At 59.6% G+C, this 17,991-nt stretch carries 20 protein-coding genes, 1 tRNA gene and 1 pseudogene; 14 read left to right on the top strand and 8 right to left on the bottom strand.

Annotated features, from left to right (window positions below; translation table 11 throughout):
* Nucleotides 1-101: 101 nt before the first annotated feature.
* Together NKH60_RS13925 and NKH60_RS13920 are read right to left on the bottom strand one after the other, a co-directional pair.
* A complete protein-coding gene (locus NKH60_RS13925; protein ID WP_352831453.1) occupies nt 102-1,229 on the bottom strand; it encodes a CobW family GTP-binding protein in 1,128 nt (375 codons plus the stop codon).
* Between the two features lie 4 nt (nt 1,230-1,233).
* On the bottom strand, nt 1,234-2,412 hold the full coding sequence (locus NKH60_RS13920; protein ID WP_352831457.1) for a D-alanyl-D-alanine carboxypeptidase family protein: 1,179 nt from the start codon (nt 2,410-2,412) through the stop codon (nt 1,234-1,236).
* A gap of 270 nt (nt 2,413-2,682) precedes the next feature.
* On the opposite strand from NKH60_RS13920, the gene NKH60_RS13915 reads away from it, so the two are divergent.
* Complete coding sequence (locus NKH60_RS13915; RefSeq protein WP_352616115.1) at nt 2,683-3,846, top strand: M20 aminoacylase family protein; 1,164 nt, start codon at nt 2,683-2,685, stop codon at nt 3,844-3,846.
* 72 nt (nt 3,847-3,918) lie between these two features.
* Here the strand turns inward: NKH60_RS13915 and NKH60_RS13910 are convergent, their stop codons facing one another.
* From NKH60_RS13910 to NKH60_RS13895, 4 genes are all read right to left on the bottom strand, one after another.
* Entirely contained in the window at nt 3,919-4,065 is a 147-nt protein-coding gene (locus NKH60_RS13910) for a glycine zipper domain-containing protein (protein WP_352831451.1), read from the bottom strand.
* A 38-nt stretch (nt 4,066-4,103) separates the two neighbouring features.
* The gene (locus NKH60_RS13905; protein ID WP_352451191.1) at nt 4,104-4,394 is read right to left on the bottom strand and encodes a hypothetical protein; all 291 of its coding nucleotides are present in this window, start codon (nt 4,392-4,394) and stop codon (nt 4,104-4,106) included.
* A 134-nt stretch (nt 4,395-4,528) separates the two neighbouring features.
* Nucleotides 4,529-5,059: a hypothetical protein gene (locus NKH60_RS13900; RefSeq protein ID WP_352570595.1), complete on the bottom strand. Its 531-nt coding sequence runs from the start codon at nt 5,057-5,059 to the stop codon at nt 4,529-4,531.
* A 121-nt stretch (nt 5,060-5,180) separates the two neighbouring features.
* The gene (locus tag NKH60_RS13895) at nt 5,181-5,507 is read right to left on the bottom strand and encodes a DUF1330 domain-containing protein (protein ID WP_023677873.1); all 327 of its coding nucleotides are present in this window, start codon (nt 5,505-5,507) and stop codon (nt 5,181-5,183) included.
* 338 nt (nt 5,508-5,845) lie between these two features.
* Here NKH60_RS13895 and NKH60_RS13890 point away from each other — a divergent pair, with 338 nt between their 5' ends.
* The 10 genes from NKH60_RS13890 (at nt 5,846) to NKH60_RS13845 (ending at nt 12,966) form a co-directional block, all read left to right on the top strand.
* A complete protein-coding gene (locus NKH60_RS13890) occupies nt 5,846-6,538 on the top strand; it encodes a winged helix-turn-helix transcriptional regulator (RefSeq protein ID WP_352457625.1) in 693 nt (230 codons plus the stop codon).
* A gap of 47 nt (nt 6,539-6,585) precedes the next feature.
* Nucleotides 6,586-6,662: transfer RNA gene (locus tag NKH60_RS13885), tRNA-Arg, on the top strand.
* Nucleotides 6,663-7,021: 359 nt separating this feature from the next.
* Nucleotides 7,022-7,222 (top strand): DNA-binding protein, encoded by a 201-nt coding sequence (locus NKH60_RS13880; RefSeq protein ID WP_352872505.1) that lies wholly within the window; start codon nt 7,022-7,024, stop codon nt 7,220-7,222.
* 1 nt (nt 7,223) lies between these two features.
* Entirely contained in the window at nt 7,224-7,415 is a 192-nt protein-coding gene (locus NKH60_RS13875) for a hypothetical protein (protein WP_352872503.1), read from the top strand.
* A gap of 115 nt (nt 7,416-7,530) precedes the next feature.
* The gene (locus tag NKH60_RS13870; RefSeq protein ID WP_352872501.1) at nt 7,531-9,810 is read left to right on the top strand and encodes a phage/plasmid primase, P4 family; all 2,280 of its coding nucleotides are present in this window, start codon (nt 7,531-7,533) and stop codon (nt 9,808-9,810) included.
* 613 nt (nt 9,811-10,423) lie between these two features.
* On the top strand, nt 10,424-10,837 hold the full coding sequence (locus NKH60_RS13865) for a hypothetical protein (protein WP_352872499.1): 414 nt from the start codon (nt 10,424-10,426) through the stop codon (nt 10,835-10,837).
* 8 nt (nt 10,838-10,845) lie between these two features.
* Complete coding sequence (locus NKH60_RS13860) at nt 10,846-11,253, top strand: hypothetical protein (RefSeq protein WP_352872497.1); 408 nt, start codon at nt 10,846-10,848, stop codon at nt 11,251-11,253.
* A complete protein-coding gene (locus tag NKH60_RS13855; RefSeq protein WP_352872495.1) occupies nt 11,253-11,621 on the top strand; it encodes a hypothetical protein in 369 nt (122 codons plus the stop codon). Before NKH60_RS13860 ends, NKH60_RS13855 begins: the two co-directional genes overlap by 1 nt.
* Before the next feature lie 11 nt (nt 11,622-11,632).
* Complete coding sequence (locus NKH60_RS13850; RefSeq protein ID WP_352872493.1) at nt 11,633-12,373, top strand: hypothetical protein; 741 nt, start codon at nt 11,633-11,635, stop codon at nt 12,371-12,373.
* 2 nt (nt 12,374-12,375) lie between these two features.
* The gene (locus NKH60_RS13845; RefSeq protein ID WP_352872491.1) at nt 12,376-12,966 is read left to right on the top strand and encodes a hypothetical protein; all 591 of its coding nucleotides are present in this window, start codon (nt 12,376-12,378) and stop codon (nt 12,964-12,966) included.
* Here the strand turns inward: NKH60_RS13845 and NKH60_RS13840 are convergent.
* On the bottom strand, nt 12,929-13,234 hold the full coding sequence (locus NKH60_RS13840) for a helix-turn-helix domain-containing protein (protein ID WP_352872489.1): 306 nt from the start codon (nt 13,232-13,234) through the stop codon (nt 12,929-12,931). The genes NKH60_RS13845 and NKH60_RS13840 overlap by 38 nt on opposite strands.
* A 468-nt stretch (nt 13,235-13,702) precedes the next feature.
* Here NKH60_RS13840 and NKH60_RS13835 point away from each other — a divergent pair, with 468 nt between their 5' ends.
* Nucleotides 13,703-14,506 (top strand): DUF3800 domain-containing protein, encoded by an 804-nt coding sequence (locus NKH60_RS13835; protein ID WP_352691600.1) that lies wholly within the window; start codon nt 13,703-13,705, stop codon nt 14,504-14,506.
* 92 nt (nt 14,507-14,598) lie between these two features.
* Here NKH60_RS13835 and NKH60_RS13830 read toward each other — a convergent pair whose 3' ends face one another.
* The gene (locus NKH60_RS13830) at nt 14,599-15,069 is read right to left on the bottom strand and encodes a hypothetical protein (RefSeq protein WP_352872487.1); all 471 of its coding nucleotides are present in this window, start codon (nt 15,067-15,069) and stop codon (nt 14,599-14,601) included.
* A gap of 242 nt (nt 15,070-15,311) precedes the next feature.
* Here NKH60_RS13830 and NKH60_RS13825 point away from each other — a divergent pair, with 242 nt between their 5' ends.
* Both NKH60_RS13825 and NKH60_RS13820 read left to right on the top strand, forming a co-directional pair.
* Complete coding sequence (locus NKH60_RS13825; RefSeq protein ID WP_352872485.1) at nt 15,312-16,562, top strand: tyrosine-type recombinase/integrase; 1,251 nt, start codon at nt 15,312-15,314, stop codon at nt 16,560-16,562.
* Between the two features lie 788 nt (nt 16,563-17,350).
* A pseudogene (locus NKH60_RS13820) lies at nt 17,351-17,991 on the top strand (hypothetical protein); the annotation flags it as partial.

The raw sequence follows: 17,991 nt of genomic DNA, 5'->3' as shown, positions 1-17,991 counted from the left end.
GCCGCGCGTGAAGCACCAAGTTTGGTCCCACAGGGGGGTCGCGCCAGCCGAGGCGACCCCCTCTGTCGCCTTCGGCGACATCTCCCCCTCAAGGGGGGAGATCACGATCCGGCAATAGCCAGCGGGTTGCTTTCCAGTGCTGCGCGATCCGGCGTGTCGATCGACGGCCGGTTGGTGAAGGCGGCGAACAGCCGCCGGACATAGTCTTCGGGCATGTCGAGCGTGATCAGCACCAGCCTGGTGCCGCGCTGGCTGTCCGGCCAGGCCGGCAGTTGCACCGGCGGATGCAGGATCTTCTGCACGCCATGGATAACCAGCGGCCGCGACGGGTCTTCTGCAAGCTCGATGACGCCTTTCATCCGCAAAAGGCGCTCGCCATGCGCCGAGCGCAACAGATCGAGAAACATCTCGATTGCCGAAAACGGCACCGGCCCGTCATGAACCAGCGAATACGAACGCACGCGGGAATCGTGCCTGTGGTCATGGTGATCATGGTCGGCATGGTCATGCCCGTCGTGATCATGCCCGCCGTGGTCATGCCCGCCGTGGTCATGGTCGTGGCCGGCTTGTTCGCCGAGCCAACGCTGCACATCGACGGATTTGGTGGCCGGATTGTAGAGGCCGCTATCGAACAGGGTCGCGGTGCTTGCCTCGCCCACGTCGAGCACCACGGCGCCCGGGTTGAGCTGCCTGAGCCGCGCCCGCAACGCCTCGACATCGCCTGCATCCGTGGTCAGGTCGGCCTTGCTGAGCACCATGCGATCGGCGACGGCCACCTGCTTCACCGCCTCGACATGCGCATCGAGCGTCGCATTGCCGTTGACGGCATCGATCAGGGTGATGACGCCGTCGAGCCGGAAGGCCTGGACCAGGGCCGGGTGTGCCATGATCGACTGCAGTACGGGGGCGGGATCGGCGAGCCCGGTGGTTTCGACGATGACGCGGGCAAGCCGGTCGATGCGGCCGGTCTGCAGCCGGTCGACGAGGTCGGCCAGCGTGTCGACCAGCTCGCCGCGCACCGTGCAGCAGAGGCAGCCGTCGGAGAGCTGGATGATGCCGTCGGAGGCCTGCTCGACCAGGAGATGGTCGATCGCCACCTCGCCGAACTCGTTGATGATGACGGCGGTGTCGGCGAGCGCCGGATCCCGGAGCAGCCGGTTGAGCAGCGTCGTCTTGCCGGCACCGAGAAAGCCGGTGAGCACCGAAACGGGGATCGGGAAGCCGGCCATGCGGCTAGTTCAGCGCCTTGGCCGGCTGCTGGACCTGCGCGGCGGTGGCGGATCCGGCCACAACTGGCTCGGCGCCGGCCGGCGGCGCCCGGTCCGGCCGCCATGTCGGCAGCGGCACGTCGGCATATTCCTGCCCGGAGGCGTCGAGCATCGCCTTCGGCTTCGGTCCCGTGGCGCCGCCGAGGCCGACGGCGATCAGCGTCGGTACATGGTCGAGCTTTTCCTGATAGGGCGATTTCGGCACGTCCTTGCCCTTGTCGCCGACGGCGGGTGCGGTTTCCGATTGCTCCTCGACCGGCTTCTTCTTGCAGATTTCGTCGTTCATGTCGTTGGCCGACATGGTGTCGCCATAGGCGGGCAGCGCCGCGACCGTCAGCCAGCTCGGCGCCGGGGTTGCAAAACCCTGGTCGAGCAGTTTCGCCGCCGCCTCGGCGCGGGTGACTGCCGATCGTTCGCCGAGCACCACGGCGACCAGGGTGCGGCCGTTGCGGGTCGCCGAGCCGATCATGTTGAAACCGGACGAGCAGACGAAACCCGTCTTCATGCCGTCGGCACCCGGATAGCGGCCGATCAGCAGGTTGTAGTTGGAGATCGCCTTCTTGCCGACGGCAAGGCCTTCGATCGAGAACCAGGGGGCATATTGCGGAAATTCCTTGCGAATCGCCATCACCAGCAAAGCGAGATCGCGCGCTGTCGTATACTGGTCCGGCGAATAGAGCCCGTTCGGATTGACGAAATGGGACCCGCTCATGCCGAGCCTCTGCGCTTCGGCATTCATGCGTTCGGCGAAAGCCGCTTGCGAACCGCCGATATTCTCGCCGACCGCCATGGCGATATCGTTGGCCGATTTGACCAGCATCATCTTCAGCGCATTGTCCAACCGCATCACCGAGCCCGGCTTGAAGCCCATCTTGCTCGGCGGCTCGCCGGCAGAATGTTTCGTTACCTTGACCGGCGAATCGAGCTGGACCTCGCCCGCGGCAATCGCCCGAAACGCCACATAGGCGGTCATCAGCTTGGTCAGCGACGCCGGGTACCAGCGCCTGAACGCCTCCTGGTGCTGCAGGATCTTGCCGCTGTTCAGGTCGAACAGGATTGTCGGATTGGCCAAGGCAGGCCCGGCCAGCGACGCAAGCACCACCGTGCCCGCCACCAACAGTCTGAGGAAATGCCTGTAGCGCATCATGAAAACCGAAATAGCCTCTTGCCGCAGTCGCACCTGGCTCCGTAAGATTTCGTTACACGATCGCCAGGATAATGGTCCGGCCCTCTGTTCCCGGACCACAGTCGCGGTGCTATTTACTCTATGTGACGTCAACATGGCAAAGTGCTGCCGATCACAATGTGGAAGCAGCAGCACAATGCAAAGCAGCGTGCATGGTTGCAAGGCAGCAGGCACAATTGCAAAGCAGCAGGCCAAGACCGCCTGCTCCAACAGCGAAATGGAACCATCATGCCGATCCTGAACCGAGCCGCCGAAATGCAGGACGAGGTGGCCGGCTGGCGCCGCCATTTGCACCAGACGCCGGAGCTGAATTTCGACGTCTTCAAGACCGCCGCTTTCGTCACCGAGAAGCTGAAGGCTTTCGGCTGCGACGATATCGTGACGGGTTTGGGCAAGACCGGCGTCGTCGGCATCATCCGCGGCCGCCACGGCGAAGGCTCGACCATCGGCCTGCGCGCCGACATGGATGCCCTGCCGCTCAACGAGATCACCGGCAAATCCTATGCCTCGACCGTCCCCGGCAAGATGCACGCCTGCGGCCATGACGGCCACACCGCTATGTTGTTGGGTGCCGCCAAATACCTCGCCGAAACGCGCAATTTCGCAGGCTCCGTCGCGGTCATCTTCCAGCCGGCCGAAGAGGGCGGCGGCGGCGGCAACGAGATGGTCAAGGACGGTATGATGGAGCGCTTCGCTATCTCCAAGGTTTTCGGCATGCACAACATGCCGGGCCTGCCGGTCGGCCAGTTCGCCATCAGGCCCGGCCCGATCATGGCGGCGACCGCCGAATTCACCATCACCGTCAAGGGCCGGGGCGGCCACGCGGCGATGCCGCACGGCACCATCGATCCGATCGTCATCACCAGCCAACTCGTCGGCGCATTGCAGACGATCGCCTCGCGCAGCACAGATCCGGTCGAGGCGGTGGTCGTCTCGGTGACGAAATTCCACGCCGGCGACGCCTATAACGTCATTCCCGAGACTGCCGAGATCGCCGGCACCGTACGCACGCTGAAGAAGGAAGTCGCCAAGAAGGCCGAAGAGCGCATCCGCGCACTTTGCCAAGGCCTGGGCGCTGCCTTCGGCGCGACAATCGAGGTTGATTACAATGCCAATTACCCCGTCACCTTCAACCATCCGGAAGAGACGGTCTTTGCCAGCGACATCGCGGCCGACGTCGCCGGCGACAGCCATGTGCACCGCGCCATCCAGCCGGTGATGGGCGGCGAGGATTTCTCCTACATGCTTGAAGCGCGGCCGGGCGCCTTCATCTTCATCGGCAATGGCGATACCGCCGGCCTGCACAACCCAGCCTACGACTTCAACGACGAGGTCATCCCGCACGGCATGAGCTATTGGGTGAAGCTGGCGGAAACAGCGCTGGCGGCGTAGCCATTCGGCATCGGCGGTGCGGCAACCGCCGCACCTCTGGGCGGCAAAACTGGGCAGGACATGTTCGGCTGGTCACTTCCGGCCGGACGACTTCCGGGCAAGGCCGAAGGCAATGCCCAGAGCGATACCTATACCAATGCCCGTAACAATGTTGTCCAACACGACGCCGATAGCCACGCCGATCACGACGCCGAGTGTGAGGTGTTTGGCATCCATCATGCCCGGTCATGTAGCGTGGAAGGGAAGAGCCGCAACCGCTACGGTCCGCTCTTCGGATCCTCGACCTCCAGCGCCTCCATGACCGGCGCCAGCTCATTGTCATCGGCAGCCTGCGGCTCTTCGCCTGTCCTCGCCTTCGTCAGGGCTGCCTCGATCGCCTCCTGGATATTGCCGAGTTCGTCTTCGCGAACCTCGTGGCCATAGCCGGCAGCATCGGCATCCTGCTCGAATTGCTGCGCCAGGACAGCGACGCTCACCTCGCTCTCGGCCGGCAGATTGCCGACATTCTCCTGCAGCCAGGTCTCAAAGAACTCTTTGGTGGCGCTCATGCGGTCTCTCCTCGGGACACTAAAGCGCGTCGGCATCCCGAAAGTTCCGCTCTCTGAGCCGTCTTTGCGCCCGTTGCCGGCTGCCCCGCAACTCAGCGCGGCCAGGCGGCGTTGGCGCCGCCTGGCTCGGCTGCTTACTGGCTGGCAGCAGTCGTCGGTTCGCACGACACGTTCGGGTTCATGTCCGCGAACGCGCCGGTCGGGTTGCCCTTCCAGGCCCAGACATGCAGCTCGTAGAACGGGCCGAGGCCATAGCGGTTGGGCGCGCTGTTGAAGTTGAACAGATGCCCATCGAGCGAGGCCGGGCCTTTCGAGGTGATGTATTCGACAGCGATCAGTTTTAGCGTGCCGTCGGCCATCGGCTCGTACATCACCGCTTCCGGCTTGGCGACATCGACAGCGTCGTCCTTGAGGTAGCCCGGATTGACGTAGTGGATGCCCATGGCGCCGCCGGTGATGCCGCTGGCGCAGGGGATTGGCGCATAGCCCTCGGCGGTCGCCGCCGCCACATTCTCGAAGCGGCTGTTGGCCGCGCGTACCTTGTCGGCCAGCGGATTGGGACCGGACGCGGGCGCTGCCTGATGCGCCTGCGCCAACGCAGTGCAGGCCGACAGCAGCGCCGCGGCAGCGAGAACTCTATTGCGAAAGTTGATTGTCATAGTCATTCCATTCTTCTTGAAAAGCACAGCCCGGCCGGCCGCCGGAGGTAAGGAGGTCCGGCAGGTGGGCGCTGTGGCTGTTGTTGCTGGGAGATCCCTGTCCCGATGCGACGAATGCAGGGGAAGATCATCCCTTCGGCAGATACGGGATGGTTCCGGCCAGATCGGAGTTGTCGATCAGCTGGAAACGGCTGTCGCTGCCGCCCTGACGGGCCGAAACGAACGGCGCGTAGGCAGGATCGTCGGTGAAGGCGCGCGCCGCGGCCTCGGTCGGGAACGCCATCAAGGCAATCAGCGTGGTGTCGAGCGGCTTGCCTTCGAGCGTCTTCACATTGCCGCTGCGGGACAGATATCTGCCGCCGTGCTTGTGAACGAGGTCGTGGACCGACGCGGCATAGGCCGGCATCCACTTCGGGTCCCTCACCTTGATGTCTGCGATAACGTAAGCGGTCATGGGTCATGTCTCCTGGTCGTGCACAGGGGTATCCCGTGCAGCGGCCAAGGGGTCGCATGGCAGGGCCGGCGCCAGCCAGTCCGCGATCTGTACTGGTGTGGCGAATCCGAAATTCGCATTCACTTTGGAGCAACGCAGCGAGCGAATTTCGGATTCAAAAGCCACACCAGCAAGTGCTTGGATTTCCAGTGTGGTTTTGGATTTGAAGTTCCTAATGCTGATGCCACCCAGAAAGCAGGAACTTCGAATCCACCGCACTGGGCCGGTACAGTTTCTGTACTCGCCGCGTCGCCGGGAAAGGCCTATGGTTCCGGCGGAGTTTGAGGGAAGGCAACATCGTGACCCAGTCCGGATACAAACAGTTCTGCCCGTTATCGATGGCCGCCGAGGTGCTGTGCACCCGCTGGACCATGGTTCTGCTTCGCGAATTGGTGGCGGGATCGACCCGTTTCAACGATTTGCGCCGCGGCGTCCCCAAAATGTCGCCGACCCTTCTGTCGCAACGCCTCAAGGAGCTCGAGCTGGCCGGGATCGTCGAGCGCAAGGAGGTGCGCGGCGAGAAAGGCATCTTCGAATACCGGATGACCGAGGCAGGCAGGGATCTGCGTTCCGTCGTCGAGGCGATGGGTTTTTGGGGCCAGAAATGGGTCGAGTCCCGGTTGTCGCTGAAGAACCTCGATCCATCGCTGCTGATGTGGGACATGCGGCGCAATCTCAACGCGTCGCCGCTGCCCGACGGGCGCACAGTAATACAATTTCTGTATCAGGAGCTCCCCGCCTCCAAGCGGTCATGGTGGCTGATCGTCGAGAAGCACGGCGAGGTCGACCTCTGCTGGTACGATCCGGGCTTCGATGTCGATCTCTACGTCTCGACCGACCTGCACACCATGACCGAAATCTGGATGGGGCTGATCACCGTCGAGAAGGCCGGGCCGAAAGTCATCTTGACGGGCGACCAGGACATCGCGCGCAAAATGCAGACCTGGCTCGGCCTGAGCCCGTTCGCGGTCGAACCCAAGCGAGCGGCCTAGCTGCCTCTTGGCGAAACGTCCCGAAGCGGTTATGTGTCGGGCCGCGTGGTCCCGTAGCTCAGTAGGATAGAGCGGCAGATTCCTAATCTGCAGGTCACAGGTTCAACCCCTGTCGGGATCACCACTCGCAAACCCATACAGCACAAGGCTTTGCGGAGATTTGGTGGCTCTTAAAATCTGGTGATTTTATGTTGCGCCGGCCTGCAACACGCGGCAAGCAAAAACAATGACTTGCAAGGACAGGCAAGCTGCTACACGCCACATGAACGCAACATGGCCGGGGCAAAAACGCCAGTGTTTGCGGGCGCTTGCATGAACCGCTAATGCGTGCTTAGCTACCCCTTAGACAGGAAAACAGGACATAAGGCCCGCTGAGATTTTCTCAGCTAGGCCCGCGCCAAAAGCGCCTGACGCATTCAATTGCGCCGTCCTCTGTCTCCGCTCCCGTTGACTGCCACCGGCGCTCGACTCGGAGCGAAGATCATGGAAGCCAGTCCCGACGAAACTGACCTCAGCCTAATCTGGGGCAGCCCCAACATTGCCCGCGCTATCAACCGCAAGCCCCGCATCACCGCCTACATGCTTGAGAAGGGTGAAATTCCTGGCGCGACGAAGGTGCTGGGCAAGTGGGTTATCAGCCGCCACAAGCTGCGCGAGAAGTTCGGCATGACAGAGGCCGCGTGACATGGGCGATTATCACCCATCCGCAACCGTGGAATCGGCGGCAAAATGGCTTGCCGACAATTGGCACACGATCGAGCGTCCGATCATCCCTCGCCTGCGCAGCGCCCACAGCCTGTCGATGCTGGAGGCCATCGATGCCATGCGCATGGCAAGGGGCATCGTCTATCAAAAAAAGGACGCCGGCCCTGTATGAGCAGGACCGGCGTCCAGGAGAAGCATGAGCAATGGAGCCAAGTGGTGCGAAAATTCGCTTGGACCAACTCCCAATATACCCGCAAAAGCTTGATAAAACAAGGAGTTGCGGCGTCATGGCTCAACGAACAGGTACCATCGATATTGACAAGACCCGATCAGCAGCGCGGCGATATAAAGAGGCGGGCTGGGTACCAATCGCCTACCAGCACCAGACCAAGGCACCCCTCGAAAAGAACTGGCAGAAGAAGACGCTCGATAAGGTCGATGTCGATAAAGCCTTCGCAGGCAACAGTTCAAACGTTGGCGTGTTGCTTGGGACGCCATCAGGCAATCTCGTTGACGTGGATCTGGACAGCGCAGAAGCAATTGCGCTCGCGGCGGAGTTCCTGCCACCTACAGCGGCGCGATTTGGCCGCCCCGCTACGCCCGAGGCGCACCGGCTCTACAGGGCGGTCGTGCCCGCCACTGTGCCCTTCACCTACAACGGCAAGAAGGACGGGATGCTGGTCGAGCTTCGGTCCACAGGCGGGCAGACAATGTTTCCGCCGTCCGTCCATCCTTCGGGGGAACGACTTAGCTGGACCGAGGAGGGCCAGCCGTTTGAGATAGATGGTGAGTTCCTTCTTCAGTGCGTGCGATGCCTCGCGCTCGCATCCCTGATAATGCGGCATTGGCAGGATGGACTACGCAACGTGCTTGGCCTTCGCGTGCCTGGCGCTTTGCTAACGCACGGTTGGACGGAGGCGGAAGTTGAAAAGCTGATCCGCAAGGTGGCAACCAAGTGCGGTGACGATGCCGGGGCGATAGAGAAATCCGTCAAACGCGTCAGCGCTACGGCCAAGCGTCTAGGCGATAAACAGAAGGCGTGCACCGGCATCCCGAAACTGGCTGAATCGCTCAATATCAACCCGGACACGCTGCGCTCATGGATCGACATGCGCCCCGAGGAAGAGCGCGGCATCCTCGCGTCATCGGAACCCATCTTTATCGCACGCCAGTTCGCCAAGACGCTGGATGATGTCTGGCACTGGCGGGGCGACTTTTACCGCTGGACCGGAAGCTGGTGGGTCCAAATGGATGACGAGGAGCTTCGGGGCCGGCTCTATCCATGGCTTGAAACAATCAGGGTTCTGGATAAAGGGAAGCCTGTCCCGTTCAAGTCAACACGCAATGCAGTTGGTGACATCCTCGCCGCACTTGCCGGCGTCAGACAGTTGCATAATGCCACCGAGCCACCATTCTGGATCGACGCAACAAGCAACGACCCGGCGCCAGCGGACCTGCTCCCCTTCAAAAACGGTACCTTAGACTTGCGGACATACGTGCTGCTTCCGCCCCAGCAACGCCTGTTCGCGTTACATGGCGTTGAGTGCAATTACGATCCGACAGCGACAGCACCCGTATGGAACAAGTTCATGCGGGATGGATTTCCCGACGATCCCAAGTCCATCGAGTGCATTGCCGAAATCTTTGGCTACTGCATGACCGGCGACACGTCGCAGCAGAAGGCCTTCGCCTTCATCGGGGAGAAGCGCTCAGGTAAAGGCACCACGGGGCGAATAGCCCGAGCGGCGGTCGGCGCAGGCAGATACGCAAATCCCAAGCTGTCGGACTTTGGCGAAACATTCGGGATGCAGAACCTTGTCGGCAAGTCGCTGGCCGTCATATCCGACGCAAGAGGACAGGGGCGATCAAATCCACACGCGGCGGTGGAGAACATCCTGACTATCACTGGCGAGGACCCGGTATCGATCCATCGCAAGTACAAGTCGGATTGGAACGGCGTCCTCAATACGCGCATCATCATGATGGCGAACACAATCCCGAAGCTCAAAGATGCTTCCGGGGTCATCGTGACGCGGTTCATTGTGATCGAGTTCCGGCAGTCCTTCTATGGTCGCGAGAACCCGAACCTTACGTCCGAGCTGCTGGCTGAATTGCCTGGTATCATCAACGTCTGGATCGAGGGGCTGAAACGGTTGCGGGCGCGCGGGCGCTTTGAGCAGCCCGAGTCAGGCCGAGAGTTGCTCGATCTGATGGACGAGAACACCGGGCCGGTGAAGCGCTTTGTCGAAGAGATGTGCACCGTCGGACCCGAACACCAAATCAGCAAGAAACTATTCAATATGGAATTGAACGAGTGGTTGAGGGACCACGGCCATTACGCCATGGCCGACGAGACTATTGGGTCCGACCTGTATGCGCTGCAAATGGGCATCAGGCCCAGCAAACCACGGCTTGAGGGCAAGCACACTCCTCACTATGCCGGGATCAACTTAACGGAGATGGTTCCGACCGGCGGCAAGCTGACGCCCAATCAGGCCGCGATGCTCTACCGGGACTCGGGTGAGATGCCCCCGGGCGAGATGATTGATCCGAAAATCCCGTTTTAGCTGTGCCGGGGGTGCCGGGGATATACACAACAACGATTGCTACTGCGCTGCGCGCTGCAAGAAAAAAATACATTCCCCTACGTGTAGAAGGTGAGTAAGTCCCCGGCACCCCCGGCACAGCAAGCGGCGTCACCCCTGTTTAATCTGAGAAGAAAGTCCTTGGAGAGAAGGCCGCACATCCCGCGCCACCTGCATAAACTCGGGTGATGACGAATTCCGAGCCAAGGCCAGCGTTTTGTTGTGCGCGTCCCTCGATCCAAGCTGGGCTAGATCTCACTTTTTACCCACAGTTTTTGTATCTGTCCCTCACCAGCTAAGTGATTCAAACTATTCCCGAAAATAGTTCATGTTGCGCCCGTGTTGCAGGCCGCCATACGCTTTGCATTACTTCATCTTGCTCCAAACAAGCGCCCCGAAAGCCCGCACTTCACCTATGTCCAGCAATTACCCACGCCCCCGAAGCCGGCAGTTTCAGACCCGCGTCACTAACGGCAAGGAGATCCTGCCAGGGATCGACGGGCGGTCGAAGTGGGCGCGGCGACTGCATGACCTAATCGCAAATCATGTCGCGGACCTCGGTGGACCCGGTCACGTCACACAGTCGCAGTACGTCTTGGTCAAGAGCGCGGCTAACATCATCATCGTGATGGAGCAATGGGAGCTTGAGTTTGCGAAGGAAGGGACGGCTAGCCTGCCCGCACTGCTCGCTTACCAGACTATCGCGAACAGCCTTCGGCGCATCTTCGAGACGCTGGGCCTTGCCCGCGTTGAACCCCCTCGCGACGTCACACCTGTCTTAGACACGATGAAGCTTTCCCCCTCGGAGCAGCAACGCTTCAAGATGCTAAGTCATCAGGCAAACGAGGTGGGAATGCCTGGCATGTCGGAACGCAGCTTGGTGGAACTCGGCATGCTGGTGTCAAAGATGCGCGGCAGGGGCGTCGGCCCATCAGCCACTGACATTACCCCTCGCGAACGCCCGTTCCACGAGATTGTCTGGCCTGAGTATTTGAAGCAGTCGTCATGAGGGCGAACATGCGCATTGGTGACTACAGCAAATCAAATTCAGGCAAGACATGGGTGGTCGCCAATGTCATCCCCGAGGGCATGTTCCCATGTCTGGGCGACGGCAGGCACGCCTTCCTCATTCGTGATGAAAAGAACGCAGACGGGGATGTCGATCTCGTTTCCACACTGCAGTCCGAGGATAATATTTACCTCGGCTGGCAAGCCGGCCCTGCCTTCGAAAAGGGGCAGCGCTTCATGGTGGAGGGCGAGCGCGTCGAAGTGCACAGCGCCACAGCTCTGTTCGTCTTCTTCCGTATGGCAGACCAATCGTTCACCGCCTTGTGGCGTTGGCAAGCGTCGCTCCTCGTGTTGCGCAAAAAGCCGATGAGCTTTGAGACGGCGGACATAACAACCCTCGCAGAGGGGGCAATCTGATGGCCCTGCAAGTTGGCGATATCGTCGTGTCGGGATCAGGGTTGCGATGGTGCGTCTTGGGCTTCGTTGGCAACGCATCCGGGACACAGGACGCGAAGCTAATCCGCAAAAACAGCGAAGGCGCTTTCACCGGCCTCCAGAAGGACGCCGAAATGCTGATCCCGGTGGAGACGCCTGTTTTCGAGTCCGGCGATGCAGTGACGATTGACGGCTTCAAGGGCACATACATGAGCCGCGATGGCGACGTGGCGCGCATCATGCTGGAACCACGCCGACGCCAGTTATCGAGCGGCGGATTTGTCCAGATCGAGGCCGGCGTTGCCCGCGCCAGCTACGCCCTGTTCGTCATCCAAAATCGAAAAATCTAAGGAGAAGAACCATGACAACCGTCGCCGAACAAGAACTGAAACTGCACGTCTCGCCCAGCATCAGTGAACTGGCGATCGACCACTTTGCCGAACGGCAGAGAGGCAACGATAAGCCGGAACCCGACCTGGAGCATGTCGCCCTATCGGGAGCGATGCGGGAAGCACGGGAGCAGGCCCACGCGCTGGTCGCCCTTGCCAACACTGTTTACGGGGACGCGTCGCAGACGCCCGCTGCCGCGGCGATCCAAGTGGCTACCGCCGCCAAGAAGACAGGCGAGCGTGTTGCGTCCCGCCTGCTCGACGCTCAGGAGAAGGCGGATGCCACAATCGCTTCGCTTCAAAAGGCTACGTTCGCTCCCTCGCCGGACGCAGACATGGGCGAGAAGTTCGACAAGCAGATCCTTTATGCCCTCAAGACCATGACACACGACGAACGCGGCGAAGCTTTCGCTGAGGCATTCGAAGCTGATGACATGACGTTGATCGGCGCCGTGCTGCGCGCCCCTGCACTGCTGTCAGGCATGAAATCAACTGAGCTCGCCGCCCTTAGGCACCGGTTCCAGATGAAATATTTCCCCGCTGAGATGGCTCGTCTAGAGCGCCTCAAGAAGATGCGCGCCGCATCGGACACCGGCGGCAAGGCGTTCGTCAAGCTCGTTGAGCAGGCGGCCGACACCACATTCGCCAATGGCGCAATCGCTGCTCGCTCGAAGCGCGAAAGCGCGCTGGCGGCACATCAACAGGAGGCATGATCATGGCCGGTGAAAACCACATCAACAACTATTTCGTCAAAGTGCACAATCAAGCTGATCTGTTGCGGCTGCCACGACGCATCGCAACGGATCGGCTGGAGGCGATCCCGGAATCCTACCGTGCCGCATACGACTATATCGAGGAAGATGACCCCGGTCGGGGCTACGAACTGTCCACCGCTATCGCGGATGTCATTCGGGACGGCGAGGCTGAGATTGCGTCGCTCAATGCGCAGTTCGAAAAACTTCAAGTGGAGGGACCAGTAAAGCTCGCCGCCGTGAAGCAGCAGATGCGCGACGACGCGGTCAATACGACCCTTCAATTGTCGCTCGCGAAAGCCGGGGCACACGAAGGGCTGGTTGAAGGCGCTATGGCGATACTGAAAAACAGGAATGAGTTTGAGGCGGAGAAGTCTGATGACGGCACCTACGCCGTGCTCGCCCGGACAAGTCTTGGACTCGCTCCTGTTGATCGCGTCGTCCAGCAGTTCATGCAGAGCGAGGAAGGGGCAGCATATCGCGGCAAGCCCGCCGCCCCCTCCGCTGGCAACAACTTCAGTCGGCTACAGTCGGGTTTGAAGCGGCGGCACTGACAACTGGACCCTTGCCAAAAGCGGCTGCTTTGGCCTTTCCGCGCTTTGCAGGAACGACGCTGTAGCGCATCGCGCCGTCTTTCATGACACCGGCAATTTCAATGCCGCTGCGCTTCACGTCGCCGATCAGCGAGTAGGCGGCCTGCTTGCTGATCGAAAGTGCGTCGGCAATTTCTGCCACGCTAACGGCGCCGGCATTTAGCAGTTCCTGGACGCGGGATTTCTTCGTCTGCGGCTTGGCGGCTGCTACGTCTTTGCTCTTGGGCATGTGATGTTCTCCTGTCTGACACGTCCTTGATGGACGAAAAGCAGACTAGGACAACATTCCTAGTTGGTAGACGTACGAGCAGTTGTCATCGGGAACGTGTCAAGCCCTTGGCTGTGCACAAGTTCGTTTGAGGTGTGAATAGCGGGTATCAATGTCGTTTTGGTGGGGACTCTTGCAGATAACTGGCAATGAGCGCCAAAAGGAAGAGTATGTAGGGGGTCATCTTCAACCAAGGATTCGCTCCCAGATGACCTCCCTCCAAGTTGCTTACATGATGATAGCTCTTTCATATCTCCTTGCAGTCGTAGCGCTTGGATCGGTGCATTGAAGACCGGTCATCACGAAATGTTCATGTTCCGTTCGATTTCAGGGCGGTGTAGAGTGATTCCTGTTCAGCAAAGGAGTCGCCTAGCATGTCCTGTTTCTACTCTTTCTCCGCGTCTAGTTTGATCTTCTGGAGCCTGTAAAATGGCCGTGCTCTATGTCGATGAATCTGGCGAGGAAGGATTTAGTCCCACAAGTTCTCAGTGGCTCATCGTCGGCGGCGTCTTGCAGCCCTCCCAAGAAGTATTCCAGGCGACCAAGATTGCCTATGACGCGTTCAAAGCCGAGCACAGGCAACCCAATTGGCATTTTCATTTCCAAAATGCCTCCCATAACATCCGTCTCGGGTTTATTCATGCCATGCGTGACACCGGCATGCGCGCGATCGCCGTTGCGATCCACAAACCATCGATTACTCGCCAAGATAACTTCCGCAAAAAGTACTTTCTCTATTTCTACGCGCTTCGGTTCTTGTTGGAAAAGGCCACAATTTGGTGCCGAGACCATGGGTCATACGACGAAATGCATGTCTATCTGTCCACCCGGCGCGGTCTCCAGCTCGGGAATCTGAACGATTATCTCACGAAGGTCATTGCCAGTCCGTTTGTTACCACTGACCGAATGGAGTGGAGCTTTCTTCGAAACAAAGGGATTTTTCTCCGCCCCAACAACGAGTTTCGCGGCTTACAGATGGCCGACTGCGTTGTGAGTGCTATCGGCCAGGCGTTTGAACCTTCCGAGTTTGGTTTACTCGAACCGCGCTACATCGAAGATATGGGACCCATGTTCCATCATGATGACCTCACATACGGGCGCGCCATCAAGATTTGGCCCAGCATTCCGACCAACTTGCTCGCTGCGATTCAGGGAACGAGCACGTTTAGAATTGCTCCTGTTTTATCTGAGAGTTGGGATGCCCCATACAGCGCGGATAAGCGCACAGCGTAGTAGTTGGGCGACGCGTGCGCTTATCGCGCTGGGCGGGGCTGCAATGCAGCGCAGCTAGGGGAAAAGCTGCGCTGCAAAGTGCAAAGGCAGACCTAAATTACGCTAAGGGTAGTGAGATCGAGGAACCCTACTGAATCCACCAGCTTGAACGGGACCACAGCCGATGGCCCATTGAGCTTGCGCATCACATACGACCGCGTGGTCATGAAACGAGCCTGGCTCCCATCGTTGTTCTGGTCGAGGCTATAGACCCCCTTGCCCTCAAAGTCGGATGCGACCGGCTTCAAGGCAAACAGCCCGGGGGTAGCGTTGGCGAGAAGCAGCTGGATCTTCTTTTGCTTAATCGCCACGCCCTTCCATTCCTCAGCCTTCCAATCCTGCATGAATTCCACAGGGATTGTGACGCGGAGGTCTTTCTCGTTGGACTTGGGTTGGCGCAATAGCACGTGGCCGGCCGGAATGTCGGCAGACGTGCGGCTATTGATCCGTGCCGCGGCATTGGGCGCGAAGGCGGTGTCCAACTGCGCAATTTCTGCGGCCGTGATTTCATCGAGTATGCTCATGTGTAGTTCTCCTGTTGGCGCGTTTAGGACGAAGACCGCAGCACAACGCACCGCAGCGGACCTGCAGGCCTTTTGGCACCTGCGATTCCGCCCCAGTGTGTCTAAACCGAAGAACTGGAGAACGAGCTGGAGAGCTCGCCGACCATCAGACTGCCCCTTGGTCAAAGAGTCAATAGCGGCTTCGTTGTTGACCAACAGATTTTATGCAACATAGTGTCTCTTGAGACAGGAGATACACAGCTATGTCAGTTCGTAAGCGTAAGTGGACCACGAAGAACGGCGCACATCGGGAAGCGTGGTTAGTCGACTATGTTGATCAGAACGGCGAGCGCCGCGCCAAGACATTCGACAAGAAGAAGGATGCCGATGCCTACGCATTGAAAGCCGGCGCCGAAGTTCGTGATGGCCTGCACGTTGTGGACAGCACGTCAAAAACGGTCAACGACGTTGGTAAGCTGTGGTTGACGCGAGCGCAGAATGAATTGGAGCACGGCACCTACCTCCAATACAAGCAGCACCTCAACCTCCACATCAAACCGTTCATCGGGGACGTAAAGCTATCGCGGATGAACATGCCGCGCATTCGCAACTTCCTGGACGCGTTGGCGATGGGTGATGATAGCCTTGCTGAGGACGATCTGCGCCGCGAACCCCGCTCGCGCGCCATGGTCATGGCAGTGCGCACCAGCCTCAGTTCCATTTTCTCGGAAGCGAAGGAAAGCGGCTACATGATGCAGAACCCGCTTCATGGCATGCGTAACAAACGTACGGCCGCGAAGGGCGAGAAACGACGCAAGAAGAAGCTTAGGTATGGCGTGGACATTCCGACGCTGGATGAAGTCAACAAGCTGATCGCCGTTGCAAAGGGCCGCTTCCGCCCGCTGCTGATAACCGCGGTCTTTACCGGCTTGCGCGCATCCGAGTTGCGCGGCCTGCGCTGGGCAGATGTCGATCTGGTGAAGAGCAGGCTTCATGTGACCCAGCGGGCAGACAGCTTCCATGTGATCGGGATGCCAAAATCGGAGACGAGCCAGCGCACCATCCCCCTGTTTCCACCCTTCGTGGTGAATGTGCTGAAGGAATGGAAGCTGCAATGCCCGAAGGGCGAGAAGAAGCTGGATCTCGTTTTCCCCAACACGCTCGGGAACATTGAGGCGCATGGCAACATCATTCGCAGCGGGCTTATTCCGACTATGTTTGCAGCGGGCGTCACAGTTGACACTGGCGAGAAGGACCAGGACGGAAAACCGATCCTCGCGCCCAAATACACCGGCCTCCACGTCTTCCGCCATTGGTTTGCGTCGTGGTGCTTGAACCGTGAGAAAGACGGCGGCAGGGGATTGCTGCCCGCCCGCGTTCAAAAGCTCCTAGGCCATTCAACTATCGGCTTAACGATGGACACTTACGGCCACTTATTTGAGCACAAGGAGGATGAGGGAGAACTCGACGCCGTTATGCGCTCGTTCCCTGCCCTCGTTGTGAACGCAACATAAACGCAACATGCTGGCGACAAGCCGTACAAATGCTGAGTCTAGCACGGGTTCCTAATCTGTAGGTCACAGGTTCGATTCCTGTCGGGATCACCAATGTCTTCAGGTGTTTAGCAAATTGCCGCGTACTTTTTTGCGAATTAGTACGGCAATTAGTACGGCGTTTTTGATGGCCAGTCCGCAGCGCCGATATGGATTCGTGCGACATCCATTGTCCGGTTGCGGGGACGCGCGACCGCCGATACCGACATTCCCTTCAGAAGGCGATTTGAGGTTCGAGTCTTCGAGATGCAACACTGCACCGGTTCCCATATTGATTTTAAAGCGTTTTTTCCGGGATTTCGTAGCGGTTTGTATCACAGTTTGTATCTCAAGCTGTATCGCTCAATGCGGAACCGATTTCGGCCTCTTGATAGCTCAATTTCGAAGCTTGCCGTATCGCCCACACGCTAAGGGTGACACATGCGAGGCCAGTCTCAACGAAACCTATCCCCCACGCGGGGTCCCGTGGTCATCGGAACCGGGTCCGTCGCCGTTTCTTCAGAGCTTTCGCGTGAAGGTCAGTGACAGCCGCACGGGCGATAATTCTGTGTTGCAGTGGACGATCAATCAAAGGCGCTCCCAATGGCATCCCATAGATCAGCCGAGGGCTCTTGGGTGTCAAAAAAATACCTCTCCTAGGCTCACGGCTCCTAAAAATTTCCCTGTGGATACTCCCATTGTGACGATGCGGTGTCGTATTCGTTTGGTCGCGGCTGAGTAGAAGTAAGCAACTTGGGCTCGGGGGAATCATGAACAAGTTGCTTGTTGGCGCAGCATTGCTTGCCGGCGGTGTCTTCGGCGCGGATACATCTTTCGTTTCTTATATTAGAAGCTCCGCAGGGATGGCGGCCTTTGCGCAGGAGGCGCAAGGAACTTCGCCCGACCCTGGCGCAGCCGCAAGCGGTGGCCTTGGCAATGGCGGGGCAGCGCTCGGCTCGGGGACGGCCTCCGGGACGAATGATGCGGGCGCAACGTCGGCAGCAAGTGCGACGGGAGATGCCGCGCCTGCGACCGAGGCCCCAGACGCGGCGGCCGCGGTCGGCACCACAGATCAGTCGACCGACACGGAAGCTGCACCCGAGGAGCCGGCCGCGGCGGCTGCCACCGCGACAACGACCACGACAAGCGGCGATACCGAGGCGATCGGCACGCCGAAGGTGGATTTGCCGAAGAGCTCAGGCAACGGCAATCTGGGCTATGCCATCGGCATCGATGTCCTGGATTTTCATGGCATCGAGCCGTCGATCGCACTCACCTACGAGTCTTCGCGCAGGACCAAGCTAGGTGCCCTCTACCAGGGTTGGCTGGGCTATGCCTGGGGCCTTGGCGGTTTCGACGTCATCGAGCGGGCAAGCCCCGGCTATGGCATGCCGGCCTTCGATGGCACCGA

It is taken from the genome of Mesorhizobium sp. M1006 (genome assembly GCF_040318825.1).
Taxonomy (GTDB): Bacteria; Pseudomonadota; Alphaproteobacteria; order Rhizobiales; family Rhizobiaceae; genus Mesorhizobium.
The sequence above is the reverse complement of the archived record's forward strand: the minus strand, read 5'-3'. Positions and strand labels throughout refer to the sequence as shown.

What these genes read in the sequence shown, in the direction of transcription:
- NKH60_RS13925 (WP_352831453.1), bottom strand. Translation starts at nt 1,229, where the DNA reads ATGGCCGGCTTCCCGATCCCCGTTTCGGTGCTCACCGGCTTTCTCGGT.
- NKH60_RS13920 (WP_352831457.1), bottom strand. Translation starts at nt 2,412, where the DNA reads ATGCGCTACAGGCATTTCCTCAGACTGTTGGTGGCGGGCACGGTGGTG.
- NKH60_RS13915 (WP_352616115.1), top strand. Translation starts at nt 2,683, where the DNA reads ATGCCGATCCTGAACCGAGCCGCCGAAATGCAGGACGAGGTGGCCGGC.
- NKH60_RS13910 (WP_352831451.1), bottom strand. Translation starts at nt 4,065, where the DNA reads ATGATGGATGCCAAACACCTCACACTCGGCGTCGTGATCGGCGTGGCT.
- NKH60_RS13905 (WP_352451191.1), bottom strand. Translation starts at nt 4,394, where the DNA reads ATGAGCGCCACCAAAGAGTTCTTTGAGACCTGGCTGCAGGAGAATGTC.
- NKH60_RS13900 (WP_352570595.1), bottom strand. Translation starts at nt 5,059, where the DNA reads ATGACTATGACAATCAACTTTCGCAATAGAGTTCTCGCTGCCGCGGCG.
- NKH60_RS13895 (WP_023677873.1), bottom strand. Translation starts at nt 5,507, where the DNA reads ATGACCGCTTACGTTATCGCAGACATCAAGGTGAGGGACCCGAAGTGG.
- NKH60_RS13880 (WP_352872505.1), top strand. Translation starts at nt 7,022, where the DNA reads ATGGAAGCCAGTCCCGACGAAACTGACCTCAGCCTAATCTGGGGCAGC.
- NKH60_RS13875 (WP_352872503.1), top strand. Translation starts at nt 7,224, where the DNA reads ATGGGCGATTATCACCCATCCGCAACCGTGGAATCGGCGGCAAAATGG.
- NKH60_RS13870 (WP_352872501.1), top strand. Translation starts at nt 7,531, where the DNA reads ATGGCTCAACGAACAGGTACCATCGATATTGACAAGACCCGATCAGCA.
- NKH60_RS13860 (WP_352872497.1), top strand. Translation starts at nt 10,846, where the DNA reads ATGCGCATTGGTGACTACAGCAAATCAAATTCAGGCAAGACATGGGTG.
- NKH60_RS13855 (WP_352872495.1), top strand. Translation starts at nt 11,253, where the DNA reads ATGGCCCTGCAAGTTGGCGATATCGTCGTGTCGGGATCAGGGTTGCGA.
- NKH60_RS13850 (WP_352872493.1), top strand. Translation starts at nt 11,633, where the DNA reads ATGACAACCGTCGCCGAACAAGAACTGAAACTGCACGTCTCGCCCAGC.
- NKH60_RS13845 (WP_352872491.1), top strand. Translation starts at nt 12,376, where the DNA reads ATGGCCGGTGAAAACCACATCAACAACTATTTCGTCAAAGTGCACAAT.
- NKH60_RS13840 (WP_352872489.1), bottom strand. Translation starts at nt 13,234, where the DNA reads ATGCCCAAGAGCAAAGACGTAGCAGCCGCCAAGCCGCAGACGAAGAAA.
- NKH60_RS13835 (WP_352691600.1), top strand. Translation starts at nt 13,703, where the DNA reads ATGGCCGTGCTCTATGTCGATGAATCTGGCGAGGAAGGATTTAGTCCC.
- NKH60_RS13830 (WP_352872487.1), bottom strand. Translation starts at nt 15,069, where the DNA reads ATGAGCATACTCGATGAAATCACGGCCGCAGAAATTGCGCAGTTGGAC.
- NKH60_RS13825 (WP_352872485.1), top strand. Translation starts at nt 15,312, where the DNA reads ATGTCAGTTCGTAAGCGTAAGTGGACCACGAAGAACGGCGCACATCGG.